This is a genomic window from Burkholderia sp. ZZQ-2, assembly GCF_050768715.1.
Lineage (GTDB): Bacteria > Pseudomonadota > Gammaproteobacteria > Burkholderiales > Burkholderiaceae > Burkholderia > Burkholderia cepacia.
On sequence record NZ_LDVA01000382.1, the window covers coordinates 1 to 15,001 of the forward strand.

Genomic DNA, 15,001 nt, shown 5'->3' on the forward strand with positions numbered 1-15,001 from the left:
ACGCCTAGTCTTTCGAGCCACGGCTCTTTCCGCAGAACTACGCGCGAGAGGAGCAAGCTTACCGTCGCAGCCCCCGGCCTCTCCATTGCGACATAAAAGCCAAGCACACATCTCGTAGCAACGTCGAGAGCCACAGACAGCCACGGTCGACCGATAATCTGTCCGTCCAGTTCGCTAACGAGCAGGATGTCCGCTTGCGTGTGATCAACCTGCACGATATCTAACGGATGTCGGACCTGGAATGTGCCAGGGGCAACTGCAGCGTTCGGGAGGGCAGCTCGTGCCAAAGCATCCTGCTCGCGATAGGAGAGCCACCGTCGAGCTATTGTTGACCTGCTTGGAGGCGATAGACCTGCAACGCTGCAGCGACGTTTCACCTCAAGTACAAGATCAGTTGCAGGATGCGCAAGGTGCCGCTGATCTGGGAGCCATTCGTGCACAGCCTCGTCAATGACGCATTCGACGGCGGCGTCCAGTCTGCCCCCGGTTGGCCTACCCGGCTGCCCTGGCTCTAATGTGCTGGCGACCGGATCTGCGAGGAAACGTCGACGCAGGCGATATACGGTGGTGCAGTGAACGCCTAATAGCTGTGCTGCTCGTTCAGCCTGCTGTCGGGAAAGCACGCCGTTGCCAAGCGGTCGAAGCACGGACGCAATCTTCGCTGCTCGAGCGGCCCGCTCTTCGATCGAAGCCATATGGATCCCTATCAATCCACGCGACACGTGCGCTAGCAATATTAAAGAACACGTGCAACGTGCTAGCAACGTTAGTGAACATTGGCCAAGTTTCTGTTGCAGAAACGCAACGGCCAAGCCGCCGCCAGAAAACTTCAAAAAGCCCCTGTTCGCCAGGGCTTCTTTGAGAATTTCCGCTAGCAACGTTTCTGAACACGGCTAGCGCTAATAATGAACGCCTACAATCGTCCCGGTGTAGCTCTCGTCCTTTGCTGACTACGCCACCGCAAACGCACCCATCAGCAGTATCGGCGGACACTGTCAGCAGAAACTTCGAACGGCAACAATCGGCCTGGCCTTGTGGTCGCTGGGGAACGGCCGCGCCGTGTCACGCATGCTGCTGCGGCAGCCGATGATAAGCGCGCCCGTGATAGACGAGGCCCGTACACGCGGAGCCGAGATGTAGCGCCTGCACGGCGCAGAAAAAGACCGTATGTGTGCCGATGTCGATGCTCCGGTCCACCGTGCAGTCGAGACTCGCGGCCGCTGTGGCCAGCACCGGCGCACCCGTGACGAGACGGATCCACTCGCCGTACGTGAAGCGCTCGGTCATCTGGACATCGCCCTTGCCCGCGAAGATCGGTGCAAGCATCTCGTGCTCATGGGAAAGAACGTTGACGCAGATGATGCCCGCCTTGCTGAAGTGTCCATATTGACGGCTGGACCGGCCTATGCAAACGAGCACCGTAGCAGGATCGTCGGTGACGGAGCACACCGCGGACACCGTCATGCCGACATCGCCGGAAGGTGTCGTGGTGGTGATGATATTCACCGCTGCGCCGATACGGGACATGGCTTCGCGGAAGGTCGTGCGGTCGGGGGAAAGTGCTATCACGGCGGTACCTCTCTCGGTGGACGGAACGGCGGTGCGGCTTCGTGGCGGCGCGCCACGGGTCCTTGCATGAAGCATGCGTGGCGAAGTACCCGTGGCGTTGCACCGTTCATCACCCACGCCGCACCGTCGACGGGTTCTCGTGGCCAATTGCGCTGCCGGCGATTCCTATTGCCGGTGAACGGACGCTGCTGTCCCTGAACCGACGAGCTGCTCCTTGATCAACTGCTCTTCGGCATCGTCGTAAAGGCCGGCAATAATGTGCGCGTAGCGTGCCATCAATGCCTTGCGGCGTTTCTTGCGCGTGGCGGTCATCACGCCGTTTTCCGGTGTGAGTTCCTCGGGGAATATCCTGAACGCCTTGATCTGCTCCGCGCGCGCCAACCTCGCATTTGCCTTTTCCACTTCTTCACGGATCAGGTCGATAACGGGCTGCGAACTGGCCAGATCGGCGTACTGCGTGACCGACGGGTCGTGCGTCCTGGCCCAGTCCATGGCGAGCGTGCCGTCGACTTCGATCAACGCCGTCAGATACTTGCGCCCTTCGCCGATCACGAGTGCCTCGGTAATGTACGGACTCTGGCGCAGTTCGTTTTCGACCTGCACCGGGCTGATCGATTTGCCGGCGGCCGTATTGATGAGCTCCTTCTTTCGATCGATCAGCTTGTACGACCCGTCCGCGCCGACGTCGACGATATCGCCGGTGTACAGCCAGCCGTCCCGCAGCGCGGCCTTCGTTTCGGCTTCCTTGTTCCAGTAGCCGATGAACAGCCCCGGCCCCCGAACGATCATTTCGCCGTCCGGCAACACGCGGGTTTCCCAGGCGGGGTCGTCGAGCGGGACGCCGGAGTTGCCGGGCCCCGACCAGTCGGTCACCTGCGCGAGGTTGCCGCCGACCATCTCCGTTTGCCCGTAATTCTCTTTCAGGTTGACGCCCCACAACTGAAACAGCGTGACGACCTCGGGCGGCACCGGAGCGGAGGCCGTGTACGGATAGCGCAAATCGTCGAAGCCGATTCTGGCCAGCAACGGCTTGAACACGTGCTCACGGCAGATGGCGTAGAGCTGTTCCTTGAACGGGTCGCCCGTGCCTGCATCCTGGCGATCGGCCAGCACTTCCCGCGCGATGCCGAGCGCGAGCGTGTAGTTTCTCCGCTCGGCTTCGCTGCTGCCGTTCACGTGGTTGATGATCTGGGTCGCGAACTTCTGATAGAAGCGCGGCGGCGCCATATAGGACGTCGGTCTGACTTCCTGAATGCACTTCGCGAAATCGGCCGACACGTCGACGAAGTAAGGTACCGTCTTCGCGATCAACGGCAGCGTCGTCGCCTGAATGCGCGCGACCGTGTGCGAAAGCGGCAGATGGATCACCATGCGCTGCGGTTCGGACAATATCGCCGGACAGAAGGTCGGCCACGTGAACGCGCCCGCGAGCATCGACACGTGCGTCAGCATCGCGCCTTTCGGCGCCCCCGTGGTTCCCGAGGTGTAACCCAGGCTCACCAGGTCCGTCGGCCGCGCAAGCTCGGACTGCTCACGCAGATAAGCGACTTCGTCGCCGTCAAAATGCGACGCGAACTCGGCGAGTGAAACGACATTCATGCCGGTTTCGTCAGGCGAGCGCTTCCAGTCCGGATCGAGCACCACGATCTTGAGGAGCCGGCTGGACGTATCGGCCGCTTTCATGACCCGAAGCTGTTCGGCACTTCCGGCAAAAGCGAGTGTCGCCCCTGAATCCTCCAGGTAGTAGCGCACCTCCTCGACCGACGCGGTGAAATAGACGCCTACCGTCACCGCGCCCGAGCAGATCGTCGCCATGTCGGCAATCAGCCACTCCTGCGATACGTCGCCCATGATGGCAATCCGATCGCCTCGTGCGACACCGGCCGCGCCGAGGACTGCGGATACGGAACAGACTGCGTTCGCATAGCCCTTCCAGGTGGTGGGCACCCACGCTCCGGCACGCCTCTGAAAGAACGCGTTTGCGTCGGCGTCGTTCTTCACGCGCTCGATCAGCAAGGCCGGAATGGTGGTGGTCGCGAATTGATTGCCGGAAGTCCACGGTGCCGCGCTCATTTCCAGTTGTCTCCAAAGCGCTTGCGCCTTTCGGTAAACGAAGCCACCGCTTCGCGGCGCTCGGGGGAATTGAACGTGATCGTCTCCAGAGCGATCGACGTGTCGAGAAGCAGATGGGCATTCTGCTTGACGAGCTTGTTGACGCAGTACTTCGTCCAGACGATCGCGTCGCGCGGGCCGCTCGCGAGCAGTTCCGCGTAATCGATCGCCGCCTCCAGCAGCTTGTCGCTTTCGACGATCTTGTTGATCATCCCCATCGTCAGCGCTTCCTCCGCGCTGACGAAGTCGCCCGTCATCAGATAGTGCCGCGCGCGGACCGGCCCGAGCAGAAGCGGCCAGATCACCGCACCGCCGTCGCCCGCGACCACACCGGCATTGACGTGCGTATCGGCGAACCGTGCGGTCGGGCTCGCATAAATCATGTCGCAGAACAGCGCGAGCGTCGCGCCCAGGCCCACGGCCACGCCATTGACCGCCGCCACGATCGGCACCTCGACCTCCAGCATGTTTCTTATGAGGTGACGGCCACCACGCGTCGCCGACGGGATATTGCCGTTGTCGATCGACTTCTGGTCGCCGCCCGAGCAGAACCCGCGACCGGCGCCGGTCAACACGATCGCCTTGACCGCTTTGTCGTGATCCAGCTCGACGAATACCCGTTCGAGTTCGTCGTGCATGTCCCAATTGATGGCGTTCAGGATTTCCGGGCGATTCATCGTAACGATCGCGACACCGGAGGACCGTTGTTCGACATTCAGATACTGATAGCGCGAAGACGTATTCATAGGTTCATCCTTGACTTTGCTTCGGGTTGGCGGCCTGCGGACGCATGGCGCGAATCTTCTCGAGCAACTCGTCGGTCGGGCGGACGATATTGTTGCGATCGTTGAAATGCGGAATCACGTAACGGCCCACCATGTCGATCGTCGACATGATCTGCTCGTGCGGCACCGAGTCGATATGCAGCAGCACCTCGTCGATTCCGAGCTTCTCGTATTGCTCCAACTGACGGATGACGGTATCGGGGCTTCCGCACACCGTGGTGGCGGATTCGTTCAGCAGGTAGTCCCAATCTTCGGCGGCGCGCTGCATCGCGGGCACGCTTTCGGCCATGTATGCGTAGTTGTCCGCGAGTTTGGCGAGCCGCGGATACGCATCGGTCGAGATGCGCGCATAGTTCATGATCGCGCCGGCGTAAATGTCCTTCGCTTCCTGGTCGGTCTTGCCGATACCGATGAAGATCGGCATGCCGGCGCGCGGCTTGTGCAACGGCCCGGTCTCATCGCGCTTCCAGCTGTTCCAGTAGGTGTCCAGCAGCCCCTTCTGTTTCTCCCATCCCTGATAAATCGCATGGCTCATCACCGCGAGACCTTCCGAGCCGGCCCAGGCATGGCTGTTCGCACTGGTGGCTGCAACGCCGAGGACGGGATACGGTTTTTGCAACGGCTTCGGCACGAGCGACCGGGGCGGCACCTGGTAATACTTTCCCTCGAAGGTGAACACGTCCTCACGCATCGCTTTGCGCAACAGCGCCATGCCCTCTTCCATTTGCGGCAGGGTTTCCTCCGGCGATACGTTGAACGCGCGCATTGCGATCGTCGTGTTCGCGCGCCCGCAATACATCTCCATCCGGCCTTCGGAGAGGATGTCGGTGGCCGCCAGCCGTTCCGCGGTACGCAGCGCGTGATTGATGGCCTTCGGCATCAGCGCCACGGCAGGACGCAGCTTGATTCGCGAAGTGACGGCCGCGAGATAACCGAACACCACTTCAGGCGCCGAACTCGACACGCCGCCAAGCGCAAAGTGCTGCTCCGACAACGCAACAAAGTCGAAACCCATTTGCTCGGCGAAGCGCGCTTCGCGAACCAGCTCGCGAAGCCTGTTCGAGTAGCTATGCCCGACCTGCGTCTCCTGCTCGGACCAAAAACCGAATTTCAATGGCATTTTCTTTTCCTTGACAGTCGTAATTCGAAAATTCACGGCGCGCGCGAACTGCTGCCGAGGTTCGGGCAGTGTCACGCCGCCAACCAATTAACATCGTCGTTTAACTTGATTTAGAAACAGCCCATCCAGATTGGATAGCGATACTCATCCATCCGGATGCCTTTTCTGTCTTGATGTCTCTTTTGTTTTCGTGAATAGATATTGCCGCACATCCCGCAGCATTTTTTATTCTTTTCATGCCGCAACCTTGCCGATACCGGCAGATCATGCTGCCGGCTCTCCGTCTTTTTCTAGGTCGACGATTCGGCCGCAAATGCCGACGCGAGAAGCCTCGCGGTCGCACGCAAACAGGCCTCGCCGATCTCGCGTGACGATCCTCGCGCATCGCCCAGCACGCCGTTTCGGGAGATCGACGCCACGCCTTCCTTCCACATCCGGTTCAATTGCTCGGTCGTCATGGCACCCACGTGGCCGGCCGTGAGTCGAGCGAGTCGCACACTGTCCGGATCAAGGTGGATCATCAGGGAGGTTTCGGCGATGTCTGCGTGTCCGCCCACGGATTCCGGATCGCCGCCGGCTTCCTCGACGGCCAGTCGCCATTCGCGCAGCCACGCCTGATGATCCGTATAGGCAAGCACCTGGACGTCTGGCCCGACGGCCTGTCGCAATTCCGGCAACATCGCATGAAGGGCATTGAAGTTACCGACATGCGCCGAGAACAGATAGATGCACTTGAATCCATGTGCCGCGAGGCTCACGCAGTAATCGTGGCAGAGCGCGGCATACGTGTGCTCCTGCAACGAGATCGTGCCCGGGAAGGCCATGTGGTGCTTCGAGCATCCCACTCGTATCGTCGGCGCGATCAGGGTTCGCCCCAGCAACGTGGCGATTTCCACGGCCAGCGCGTCAGCATGATCGGCATCCATGCTCAGCGGCAGATGGGGGCCGTGCTGCTCGATTGCGCCGCAAGGAATGATGACGCGATCGAACTGCGTGGCCAATGCGGCCGCCACGCCCTCATACGTCATGCGCGCAAGATGCAGCGTTTCCGACAGTTTGAGATTGCTCACGATCAGGCCTTCTTATTGCGGTTCAGAAATATGGATCTTGCGTCCGCGGTCCGCGCGTTGCCGAGATATCCACGCAGGTCATCGAGCGTCATCTGCAGCAGAGCTTCGTCGTTCATCCGTGGACTCTCGCGCAGCGTTCGCTTGATGGCGGCGAACAGCTGGCGATCTTTGGCGCAAAGCGCGCGGCATTTGGCCAGCGCGTCTCTCAGCGTTTCATCGTGCGGGGAGATCGCGTCCACCGCGCCTATCGCCAACGCTTCTCCGGCCGTGATCAGTTCACCGGAGAAAAGCAGTGAACGCGCGGCACGCCGACCCAGCAGGGCCGCTGCGTGGCGCATGCCTTTTGCCGCGGGCAACAGGCCGTGATTGATCTCGGGAAATCCTAGCCGGGATTCAGCGGACGCGACGACGTAGTCCGCATGCAGCGCCATTTCGAATCCGGCACCCACTGCATAGCCGTTGACCGCGCACACGAGCGGGCTCGGATACTGCTCGAGTTGCGCCAGGAACGCGTGGAACGCTTCCATGCGCGACAGGGCGAGCTCATGGTCCGCCACTTCATTGATATCGCCGCCGGCACAAAAGAACTTCTCTCCCGCCCCGGTGAGCACGATGCCGGGTGGCACGTCGTGTCGAGCGAAGTCGCGGAAGACGGACATCAATGCGGTGATGAGCGGTTCGTTCAGTGCGTTCGCCGGCGGCCGGTCGATCGTCAGTTGCACGACGTCCGCGTCGATCCGTGTGCAAATCAATTCGTCGGTTTTCATACCTGATGTCTCGTGAATTTACATCGAGTCAGTGTAGGTCCGACGGGGCCAAATTTAATTTTGATTTGCCGGCGCCATCGTTGATTCGGCGGATTAAAATCGCGTCAGTCGGATGGCCCACCGTATGTTGCACCGAGGGCGGCGATACGTGAATTCACCGAGGCCAGGCAGGCGCAGAAAGCGAGTGAACCGTGGAACCCAACAATCCTGAAATCGGCATGTCCGCTTCGCGAGCCATGACAGACCCGGTGAAGATCAACTATCAGCCGTTCGATCCGGACTCCGTCGATTTGCCGGTCATTTCCGTTCTCCTGGAGACGAGCGGAAAAGAGGATGAGCTGCCGATGCACGTTCATCGCAAGGGGCAATTGGTCGTCGCATTGAGCGGGTCGGTCATGTGCCGATCGCCGAGCGGATGGTGGATCGTCCCGCCCAACGGCGCGGTGTGGATTCCGGGCGGCATTCCGCACAGCAATCATGCTTCCGATTTCGCCAAGCTGTACGTCATCTTCATTCCGCCCGACGAGGCCGGCCTGCCCACCGACTGCCGCAGCTTTACGATCACGCCGCTCATCCGCGAGTTGATCCGTTCACTGGCCAGGTTTCCGCCCGACTATCCGAAGGACGGCCCGGTGGGCCGGCTCGCCAGAGTGCTGCTGGATCAGCTCGCGCTGCTGGCGCCCGACGACGTCTTTCTCCCGATCTCCGACAATCCCCGTCTTCAACAGATCGCTTCGGCGTTGCTCGACAACCCCGCCGACCGCAGCACGATCGCGGAATGGGGGCGCCGATATGCGATGAGCGAACGTACGCTCGCGCGGCTGGTACGCAGCGAAACCGGCATGACCTTCGGGCGCTGGCGCGAGCGTCTGCATATCATCATTGCGCTTCAGCGATTGTCGGCAGGCGCGTCGGTTCACGCAGTGGCGCTCGAGCTCGGCTATGAAGGTCCGAACTCGTTCATCACCATGTTCAAGAAGACCATGGGACAAAGTCCCGGCAAGTTTCGCGTGGACCAGAAGGAGGCGTCCTCGCGCTGATCGAAACGCGGCGGCTGGCGCTACGCCGCCGCCCCTTTCACAGCTGGCGCGCCCGCTCCCTCAAGTGGAACTTCTGGATCTTGCCGGTCGCTGTCTTCGGCAGCGGCGAGAACACGATGGTCTTGGGCACCTTGAAATGTGCCAGCCGCTCGCGGCAAAACGCGATGATGTCCGCTTCGGTCACCGCCGAATCGTCTTTGAGCGCGATGAAAGCACAAGGTGTCTCGCCCCACTTGTCGTCGGGACGCGCGACGATTGCCGCCTCCAGAACGGCGGGATGGGAATACAGTATGTCCTCGATCTCGATCGACGAAATGTTTTCGCCTCCCGAGATGATGATGTCCTTCGAGCGATCCTTGATTTCCAGGTAGCCATCGGGATGCCATACCGCGAGATCGCCCGTGTGAAACCACCCGCCGGAAAATGCCTCCACGGTGGCGTCCGAATTCTTCAGGTAGCCCTTCATCACGTTGTTGCCGCGCAGAAATACCTCGCCGAGCGTTTGCCCGTCTTTTGGAACAGGCTCCAGCGTATCGGGGCTGGCTACCATCACTGCCTCGAGAGCGGGGCCGCGCACTCCCTGGCGGGCCTTGAGCCGCGCTTTCGCATCGAGATCGAGTGCATTCCACGAGTCGCGCCACACGCATTGCACGACCGGCCCATAGGACTCGGTCAACCCGTAGGCGTGCGTCACGTCCCAGCCCATGCGCTCCATGCCGGCGATCACCGAAGCGGGCGGCGGCGCACCGCCGGTCATGACCTTGACTCCATGACGGATGCTGGCTTTCAGCTCCGGCGCGGCGTTATTGATCATGTTCAACACTACGGACGCCGCACAAAAATGCGTAACCGCCTCGGTGCGGATGGCGGCGAGAATCCGCTCGGCCCGCGTATGGCGCAGAAAAACACTGGTGCCGGCCACCAACGCCATGGTCCACGGAAAGCACCAGCCATTGCAGTGAAACATCGGCAAGGTCCATAGATAGGTCGTGTCCTCGTCCAGATGCCACGATAGTGCGTTCGATACTGCGTTCAGATATGCGCCGCGATGGTGATACACGACGCCCTTGGGATTGCCCGTCGTGCCGGATGTGTAGTTCAGCGATATGGCCTGCCATTCGTCTTCCGGCATCGCGACAGAAAATTCTGTGTGCGCGGCCTCCTGCAGCAACGCCTCGTAGTCTTTTTCGCCGAGCAGATCGCCTTCTCCGAACTGTGGGTCGTCGATGTCGATGACCTGAATGGCGCGGCCGAGCCGCGCCAGGGCCTTCTTCACCGTCGAGGAGAATTCGCGGTCGGTGATCAGCAGCTTCGCGTCGCCGTGGCCGAGAATGAACGCGATCGTGTCGGCATCGAGCCGTGTGTTGATGGTGTTCAGGACAGCGCCGCAAAGCGGTACACCGAAATGTGCCTCGAACAGTTCGGGCGTATTGGCCGCGATCATCGCCACCGTATCGCCGTTGCCGATGCCGCGCCCGCGCAGCGCGCCGGCGAGCATCCGGCACCGCCGGTAGGTTTCGGCCCAGTCGCGGCGTATCGTGCCGTGCACGATGGCCGTGCGCTCCGGCCAGACGGACGCGGCGCGTTCGAGAAACGTCAGCGGCGACAAGGCAATGAAGTTCGCCGGGTCGCGCTCGAGTCCGATCGTATAGGGATTTTCCGCCGTCGTTTTCATGCGGGCCGCCCCGCGGCCACGGCGCTCGCGCGCGCGCCGACGATGTCGGGGTTTTCTGCGTGTCTCATCTCTCCTCCAGTTGCATTTATGGTCACGAAACGCCCTGCGATGAGCGTCACGACTTCATCCGGAACAACGCTCCCGCGATCGGAACGGGACGACCCGATTTCTGCATCGGCACGGCGGCGCGACCGGATGGCGTCAAACTTCCTGATCGTCGTGAATTCGCTCTATTTTTCTCTGCTCGACCATGTTCAAACCGTAGCCCTCCAGGCCCACGATCGTTCTTTCATGATTGGAGAGCAGGATCATGTTCTTCACGCCGAGTTCGGTGAGAATTTGCGCGCCTATTCCGTAATCGCGCAGTTCCGGCTCGGCAGGCTTGGGATGCATCATGGCACGCACCCGCTCGGACACGGCCGTCGGGCGGGATTCGCGGATCACCACGATGACGCCGCGATTCTCGTTCTCCAGCAAACGCGCCGCGCCGCGCAGGGACGCGAGGTGGTGACCGCCGATGACGTCGTTCATGGTATCCATCGCATGCATGCGCACGAGAACGGGGTCGGCGCCCCGTAGATCGCCCATGACGAAGGCGATATGCTCGACCTGATCGATCCGGTTCCGGTAGACCACGATCCGCCAATGCCGTCCATTCGGCTCGGTGAAGCTCCCGTGTTCAACGGCCTCGACGAGCCGTTCCGTTCGTCGGCGATACGCGATGAGATCGGCGATCGTGCCCAGCTTCAGCTGATGCCTCCGTGAAAAGGCGATGAGGTCCGGCAGCCTCGCCATGGTGCCGTCGTCGTTCATGATTTCGCAGATCGCACCGGCCGGTGCGAGCCCGGCCAGCCGGGCGATATCTACCGCCGCCTCGGTGTGGCCCGCGCGCACGAGCGTGCCGCCGTCGCGCGCCATGAGCGGAAAGACGTGTCCGGGAGAAACGAGCTCGTCTCGCCCCGTTTCCGGATTGATCGCCAGCGAAATCGTGCGGGAGCGGTCGGCCGCCGAGATGCCGGTGCTCACACCGTCACGCGCCTCGATCGACACCGTGAAGGCCGTCTCGTGCCGCGAACCGTTGATTCGGCTCATCAAATGCAAACCCAGCGATTCGCAGCGCGAGCGAGTCATCGCGAGACAGATCAAGCCGCGCGCATGCGTCGCCATGAAGTTGACGGCGTCGGGCGTGGCGAATTGCGCGGGAATGACGAGGTCGCCTTCGTTCTCACGGTCCTCGTCGTCGACCAGAATGAACATCCGCCCGGCGCGCGCTTCTTCGATAATCTCCAACGCCGTTGCGATGTCGGCGCGCGAATCTGCCGGCCGGCCGGCGGACATTGCGTTACTCATGAGAGCACCTTACGCGATGTGATCACGACGCCTGCGCCAGTCCATGAATCTGGATAGGCCGCGTCTTGTCGATGGGAAGCGTCGTCTTGTTGGCAAGCCGTTTCAGGACGACGTTCGAGCGAACGCTGGCCACACCGGGAAGCGACGTCAGCTTGTGCGTGATGATGTGTTCGAGTTCGACGAGATCTCTCGCCACCACCCGCAGCAGATAGTCGGTTTGCCCGGTCATCATGAAGCAGTCCATGACTTCGGTGATGCCTCTGACCGTGTCGGCAAAACTCTCCCGCGCCTGCATGCCCTGCCGCTCCAGACTGATCTCGACGATGGCCATGATGCCCAGGCCGAGCAGGGACGCATTGAGCACGGCGACGCGTCGGCTGATTACACCGAGACGCTCCAGATTTCTGACCCTGACGAGACAGGGAGAGGGCGACAGGTTGACTCGAGCCGCCAGTTCGAGATTCGTCAAACTTGAGTCCTCCTGAAGTTCACTCAGGATGCTAAGGTCTATCCTGTCCAGCGCAACGTTCATAGCCCGCGTCTCCTCTTTGCACAAGGCTCCGGTGCCCTGAAGTTCGAACGCTCGCTTGCGCGGCAGAACATCGATTTCCGCTCCAGCAGGCATTCGAACAACATCACCTGATGAACAAGTTTATGCCTGGCAGCTCCGCGGAAAATTCTGATAAAAAGTCGAGTTATCACCAAAAACGGTCATTGTCGCCGCACGTTCGGGAAAACCCGCAACTCGTCATACTTGCGACACGCAAGCCGAGATGGCGATCAGGCCTTTCTGGGCGGCGGCAAGTCCGTGCAGACGCCTTCATACAATTCGGCGGCCATGCCGACCGATTCGCCGAGCGTCGGGTGCGGGTGAATCGTCTTGCCGATGTCTTCGGCGTCCGCGCCCATTTCGACTGCGAGACACACTTCGCTGATCAGGTCGCCCGCGTTCAGGCCCACGATGCCGCCGCCGATCACGCGATGAGTTTCCTCGTCGAAGATCAGCTTCGTGAAGCCTTCGTCGCGGCCGTTCGCGATCGCGCGGCCCGATGCGGCCCACGGGAACACCGCCTCGCCGTACTTGATGCCTTCGGCCTTGCACTGATCTTCCGTCTTGCCGGCCCATGCCACTTCCGGATCGGTGTATGCCACCGACGGAATCTGCAGCGCGTCGAAGTACGCCTTTTCGCCGTGCGCGGCTTCGGCTGCGACGTGGCCTTCATGCACGGCCTTGTGCGCGAGCATCGGCTGGCCGACGATATCGCCGATCGCGAAGATGTGCGGCACGTTCGTGCGCATCTGCTTGTCGACGTCGATGAAGCCGCGCTCGGTGACCGCGACGCCCGCCTTGTCCGCGCCGATCTTCTTGCCGTTCGGGCTGCGGCCTACCGCGACGAGCACGAGGTCGTAGCGCTGCGCTTCCGCGGGTGCCTTCTCGCCTTCGAACTTCACGTAGATACCGTCTTCCTTCGCTTCCGCGCCGACCGTCTTGGTCTTCAGCATCACGTTGCCGAAGCGCTTCGCGTTGAACTTTTCCCAGACCTTCACGAGATCGCGGTCGGCGCCCATCATCAGGCCGTCCATCATTTCGACGACGTCGATCTCGGCGCCGAGCGTCGAGTACACCGTCGCCATTTCGAGGCCGATGATGCCGCCGCCGATCACGAGCATCCGCTTGGGCAGCTGGCGCAGCTCGAGTGCACCGGTCGAATCGACGACGCGCGGGTCTTCCGGCATGAACGGCAGCTTCACTGCTTGAGAGCCGGCGGCGATGATGGCCTGCTTGAACTTGACGATCTTCTTGTCGTTGTCGCCCTGCACTTCCATGTGGAACGGGTCGACGAATGCGCCGATGCCGGTCACGACTTCGACCTTACGCGCCCTCGCCATGCCGGCGAGGCCGCTGGTCAGCTTCTTGACGACGCCGCCCTTGAAGTCGCGCAGCTTGTCGAGGTCGACTTGGGGCTTGCCGAACGTGATGCCGTGCGACGCGAGCGCTGCGGCTTCCTCGACGACCAGCGCCGTGTGCAGCAGCGCTTTCGACGGGATGCAGCCGACGTTCAGGCATACGCCGCCGAGTGTCGAATAGCGTTCGACGAGCACCGTCTTCATGCCGAGGTCGGCGGCGCGGAACGCGGCCGAGTAGCCGCCGGGGCCGGCGCCGAGCACGAGCATGTCGCACTCGATGTCGGCTGAGCCGCCGTAGCTGCCGGCTTGCGGCGCCGGAGCGGCAGCGGCTGCGGCCTGTGCCGGAGCCGCTGCCGGTGCCGCGGCCGCGACGGGCTTGGCGGGCTCTGGTGCTTTCGCCGGTGCGGTGGCGTTTGCGGACGCTTCGACGAGTGCGATCACGGTGCCTTGGGAGACTTTGTCGCCGGCTTTGACTTTGATTTCCTTGATGGTGCCTGCGATGTGGCTGGGCACTTCCATGGATGCCTTATCGGATTCGAGCGTGAGGAGCGTTTGCTCTTTTTCGATCACATCGCCGGGTTTGATGTTGACTTCGATGACATCGATGCCGTTGAAATCGCCGATATCTGGAACTTTGACTTCGATGAGACTCATGTACGTCCCCTTCTTGTTGGCTACGGAGAGAGGGAATGGAAACTCGCACGATGAACCGGCCACGGCCTGACAAGAGAACGCGAACCTGGGCAGAACCACCTTTGCTGTCCGCCCAAGGACGCGCCTTTCTTTTGGTTACTTTTCTTTGGAAGACAAAGAAAAGTAACCGCCGCCCCGCGCAGGGGCGACGCTAGCAGACCGTATGCAAAACAGGTTCAACGACAGTACGGGGCGCACCGACAAAAACGCACGCCCCCGCGAGCCCCTCTTCTCATCAAAGAATGATGCGACGGAAATCCGCGAGCAACGCGCCAAGATAAGCATTGAACCGCGCGGCTTCGGCGCCATCGATCACGCGATGATCGAACGCCAGGGAAAGCGGCATCGTCAACCGCGGCACGAACTGCTTGCCGTCCCACACCGGCTTCATCTGCCCGCGCGACAACCCGAGGATCGCCACTTCCGGCGCGTTGATGATCGGCGTGAAGTGCGTGCCGCCGATCCCGCCGAGCGACGAGATCGAGAAGCAGCCACCCTGCATCTGATCGGGCTTGAGCTTGCCGTCGCGCGCGGCCTTCGACAGCTCGGCCATTTCCTTCGCGATGTCGACGAGGCCCTTCTTGTCCGCATCGCGGATCACCGGCACGACCAGACCGTTCGGCGTGTCGGCCGCGAACCCGATGTGGTAGTACTGCTTGAACACCAGGTTGTCGCCGTCGAGGCTCGCGTTGAAGGTCGGGAATTTCTTCAGCGCGGCCACCACCGCCTTGATCACGAACGCGAGCATCGTGAACTTCACGCCCGCCTTTTCGTGCTCCTTGTTCAGCTGCACGCGCAGCGCTTCGAGCTCGGTGATGTCCGCTTCGTCGTTGTTCGTGACGTGCGGGATCATCACCCAGTTGCGATGCAGGTTCGCGCCCGAGATCTTCTTGATGCGCGACAGCGGCTTCG

12 protein-coding genes are annotated in these 15,001 nt (G+C 61.5%); 1 reads left to right on the forward strand and 11 read right to left on the reverse strand.

Features of this window, described 5'->3' with window-relative positions; all coding sequences use genetic code 11:
- Nucleotides 1-1,062: 1,062 nt before the first annotated feature.
- From ABY44_RS38620 to ABY44_RS38645, 6 genes are all read right to left on the reverse strand, one after another.
- A complete protein-coding gene (locus ABY44_RS38620; RefSeq protein ID WP_226219082.1) occupies nucleotides 1,063-1,569 on the reverse strand; it encodes a flavin reductase in 507 nt (168 codons plus the stop codon).
- A 165-nt stretch (nucleotides 1,570-1,734) separates the two neighbouring features.
- On the reverse strand, nucleotides 1,735-3,642 hold the full coding sequence (locus ABY44_RS38625; RefSeq protein ID WP_431643578.1) for an AMP-dependent synthetase/ligase: 1,908 nt from the start codon (nucleotides 3,640-3,642) through the stop codon (nucleotides 1,735-1,737).
- Nucleotides 3,639-4,427, reverse strand: coding sequence for an enoyl-CoA hydratase/isomerase family protein (locus ABY44_RS38630; protein WP_011548529.1), 789 nt, complete (start codon nucleotides 4,425-4,427; stop codon nucleotides 3,639-3,641). The genes ABY44_RS38625 and ABY44_RS38630 overlap by 4 nt, the downstream gene beginning before the upstream one ends.
- A 4-nt stretch (nucleotides 4,428-4,431) precedes the next feature.
- Entirely contained in the window at nucleotides 4,432-5,586 is a 1,155-nt protein-coding gene (locus ABY44_RS38635; protein WP_011548530.1) for an LLM class flavin-dependent oxidoreductase, read from the reverse strand.
- 290 nt (nucleotides 5,587-5,876) lie between these two features.
- The gene (locus tag ABY44_RS38640) at nucleotides 5,877-6,656 is read right to left on the reverse strand and encodes a creatininase family protein (protein WP_059686305.1); all 780 of its coding nucleotides are present in this window, start codon (nucleotides 6,654-6,656) and stop codon (nucleotides 5,877-5,879) included.
- 2 nt (nucleotides 6,657-6,658) lie between these two features.
- Nucleotides 6,659-7,423, reverse strand: coding sequence for an enoyl-CoA hydratase/isomerase family protein (locus ABY44_RS38645; protein ID WP_111940765.1), 765 nt, complete (start codon nucleotides 7,421-7,423; stop codon nucleotides 6,659-6,661).
- Between the two features lie 218 nt (nucleotides 7,424-7,641).
- On the opposite strand from ABY44_RS38645, the gene ABY44_RS38650 reads away from it, so the two are divergent.
- Nucleotides 7,642-8,463: an AraC family transcriptional regulator gene (locus ABY44_RS38650; RefSeq protein WP_011694458.1), complete on the forward strand. Its 822-nt coding sequence runs from the start codon at nucleotides 7,642-7,644 to the stop codon at nucleotides 8,461-8,463.
- A gap of 37 nt (nucleotides 8,464-8,500) precedes the next feature.
- Here the strand turns inward: ABY44_RS38650 and ABY44_RS38655 are convergent, their stop codons facing one another.
- The 5 genes from ABY44_RS38655 to ABY44_RS38675 form a co-directional block, all read right to left on the reverse strand.
- Nucleotides 8,501-10,138 (reverse strand): acyl-CoA synthetase, encoded by a 1,638-nt coding sequence (locus tag ABY44_RS38655; protein WP_226219084.1) that lies wholly within the window; start codon nucleotides 10,136-10,138, stop codon nucleotides 8,501-8,503.
- 201 nt (nucleotides 10,139-10,339) lie between these two features.
- Entirely contained in the window at nucleotides 10,340-11,488 is a 1,149-nt protein-coding gene (gene ribB, locus ABY44_RS38660) for a 3,4-dihydroxy-2-butanone-4-phosphate synthase (protein ID WP_011548535.1), read from the reverse strand.
- Between the two features lie 22 nt (nucleotides 11,489-11,510).
- Nucleotides 11,511-12,020: an Lrp/AsnC family transcriptional regulator gene (locus ABY44_RS38665; RefSeq protein ID WP_011661374.1), complete on the reverse strand. Its 510-nt coding sequence runs from the start codon at nucleotides 12,018-12,020 to the stop codon at nucleotides 11,511-11,513.
- A 248-nt stretch (nucleotides 12,021-12,268) separates the two neighbouring features.
- On the reverse strand, nucleotides 12,269-14,050 hold the full coding sequence (gene lpdA, locus ABY44_RS38670) for a dihydrolipoyl dehydrogenase (RefSeq protein WP_431643579.1): 1,782 nt from the start codon (nucleotides 14,048-14,050) through the stop codon (nucleotides 12,269-12,271).
- A 274-nt stretch (nucleotides 14,051-14,324) separates the two neighbouring features.
- On the reverse strand, nucleotides 14,325-15,001 hold a 677-nt coding region (locus tag ABY44_RS38675), incomplete at its 5' end, for a 2-oxo acid dehydrogenase subunit E2 (RefSeq protein WP_431643284.1).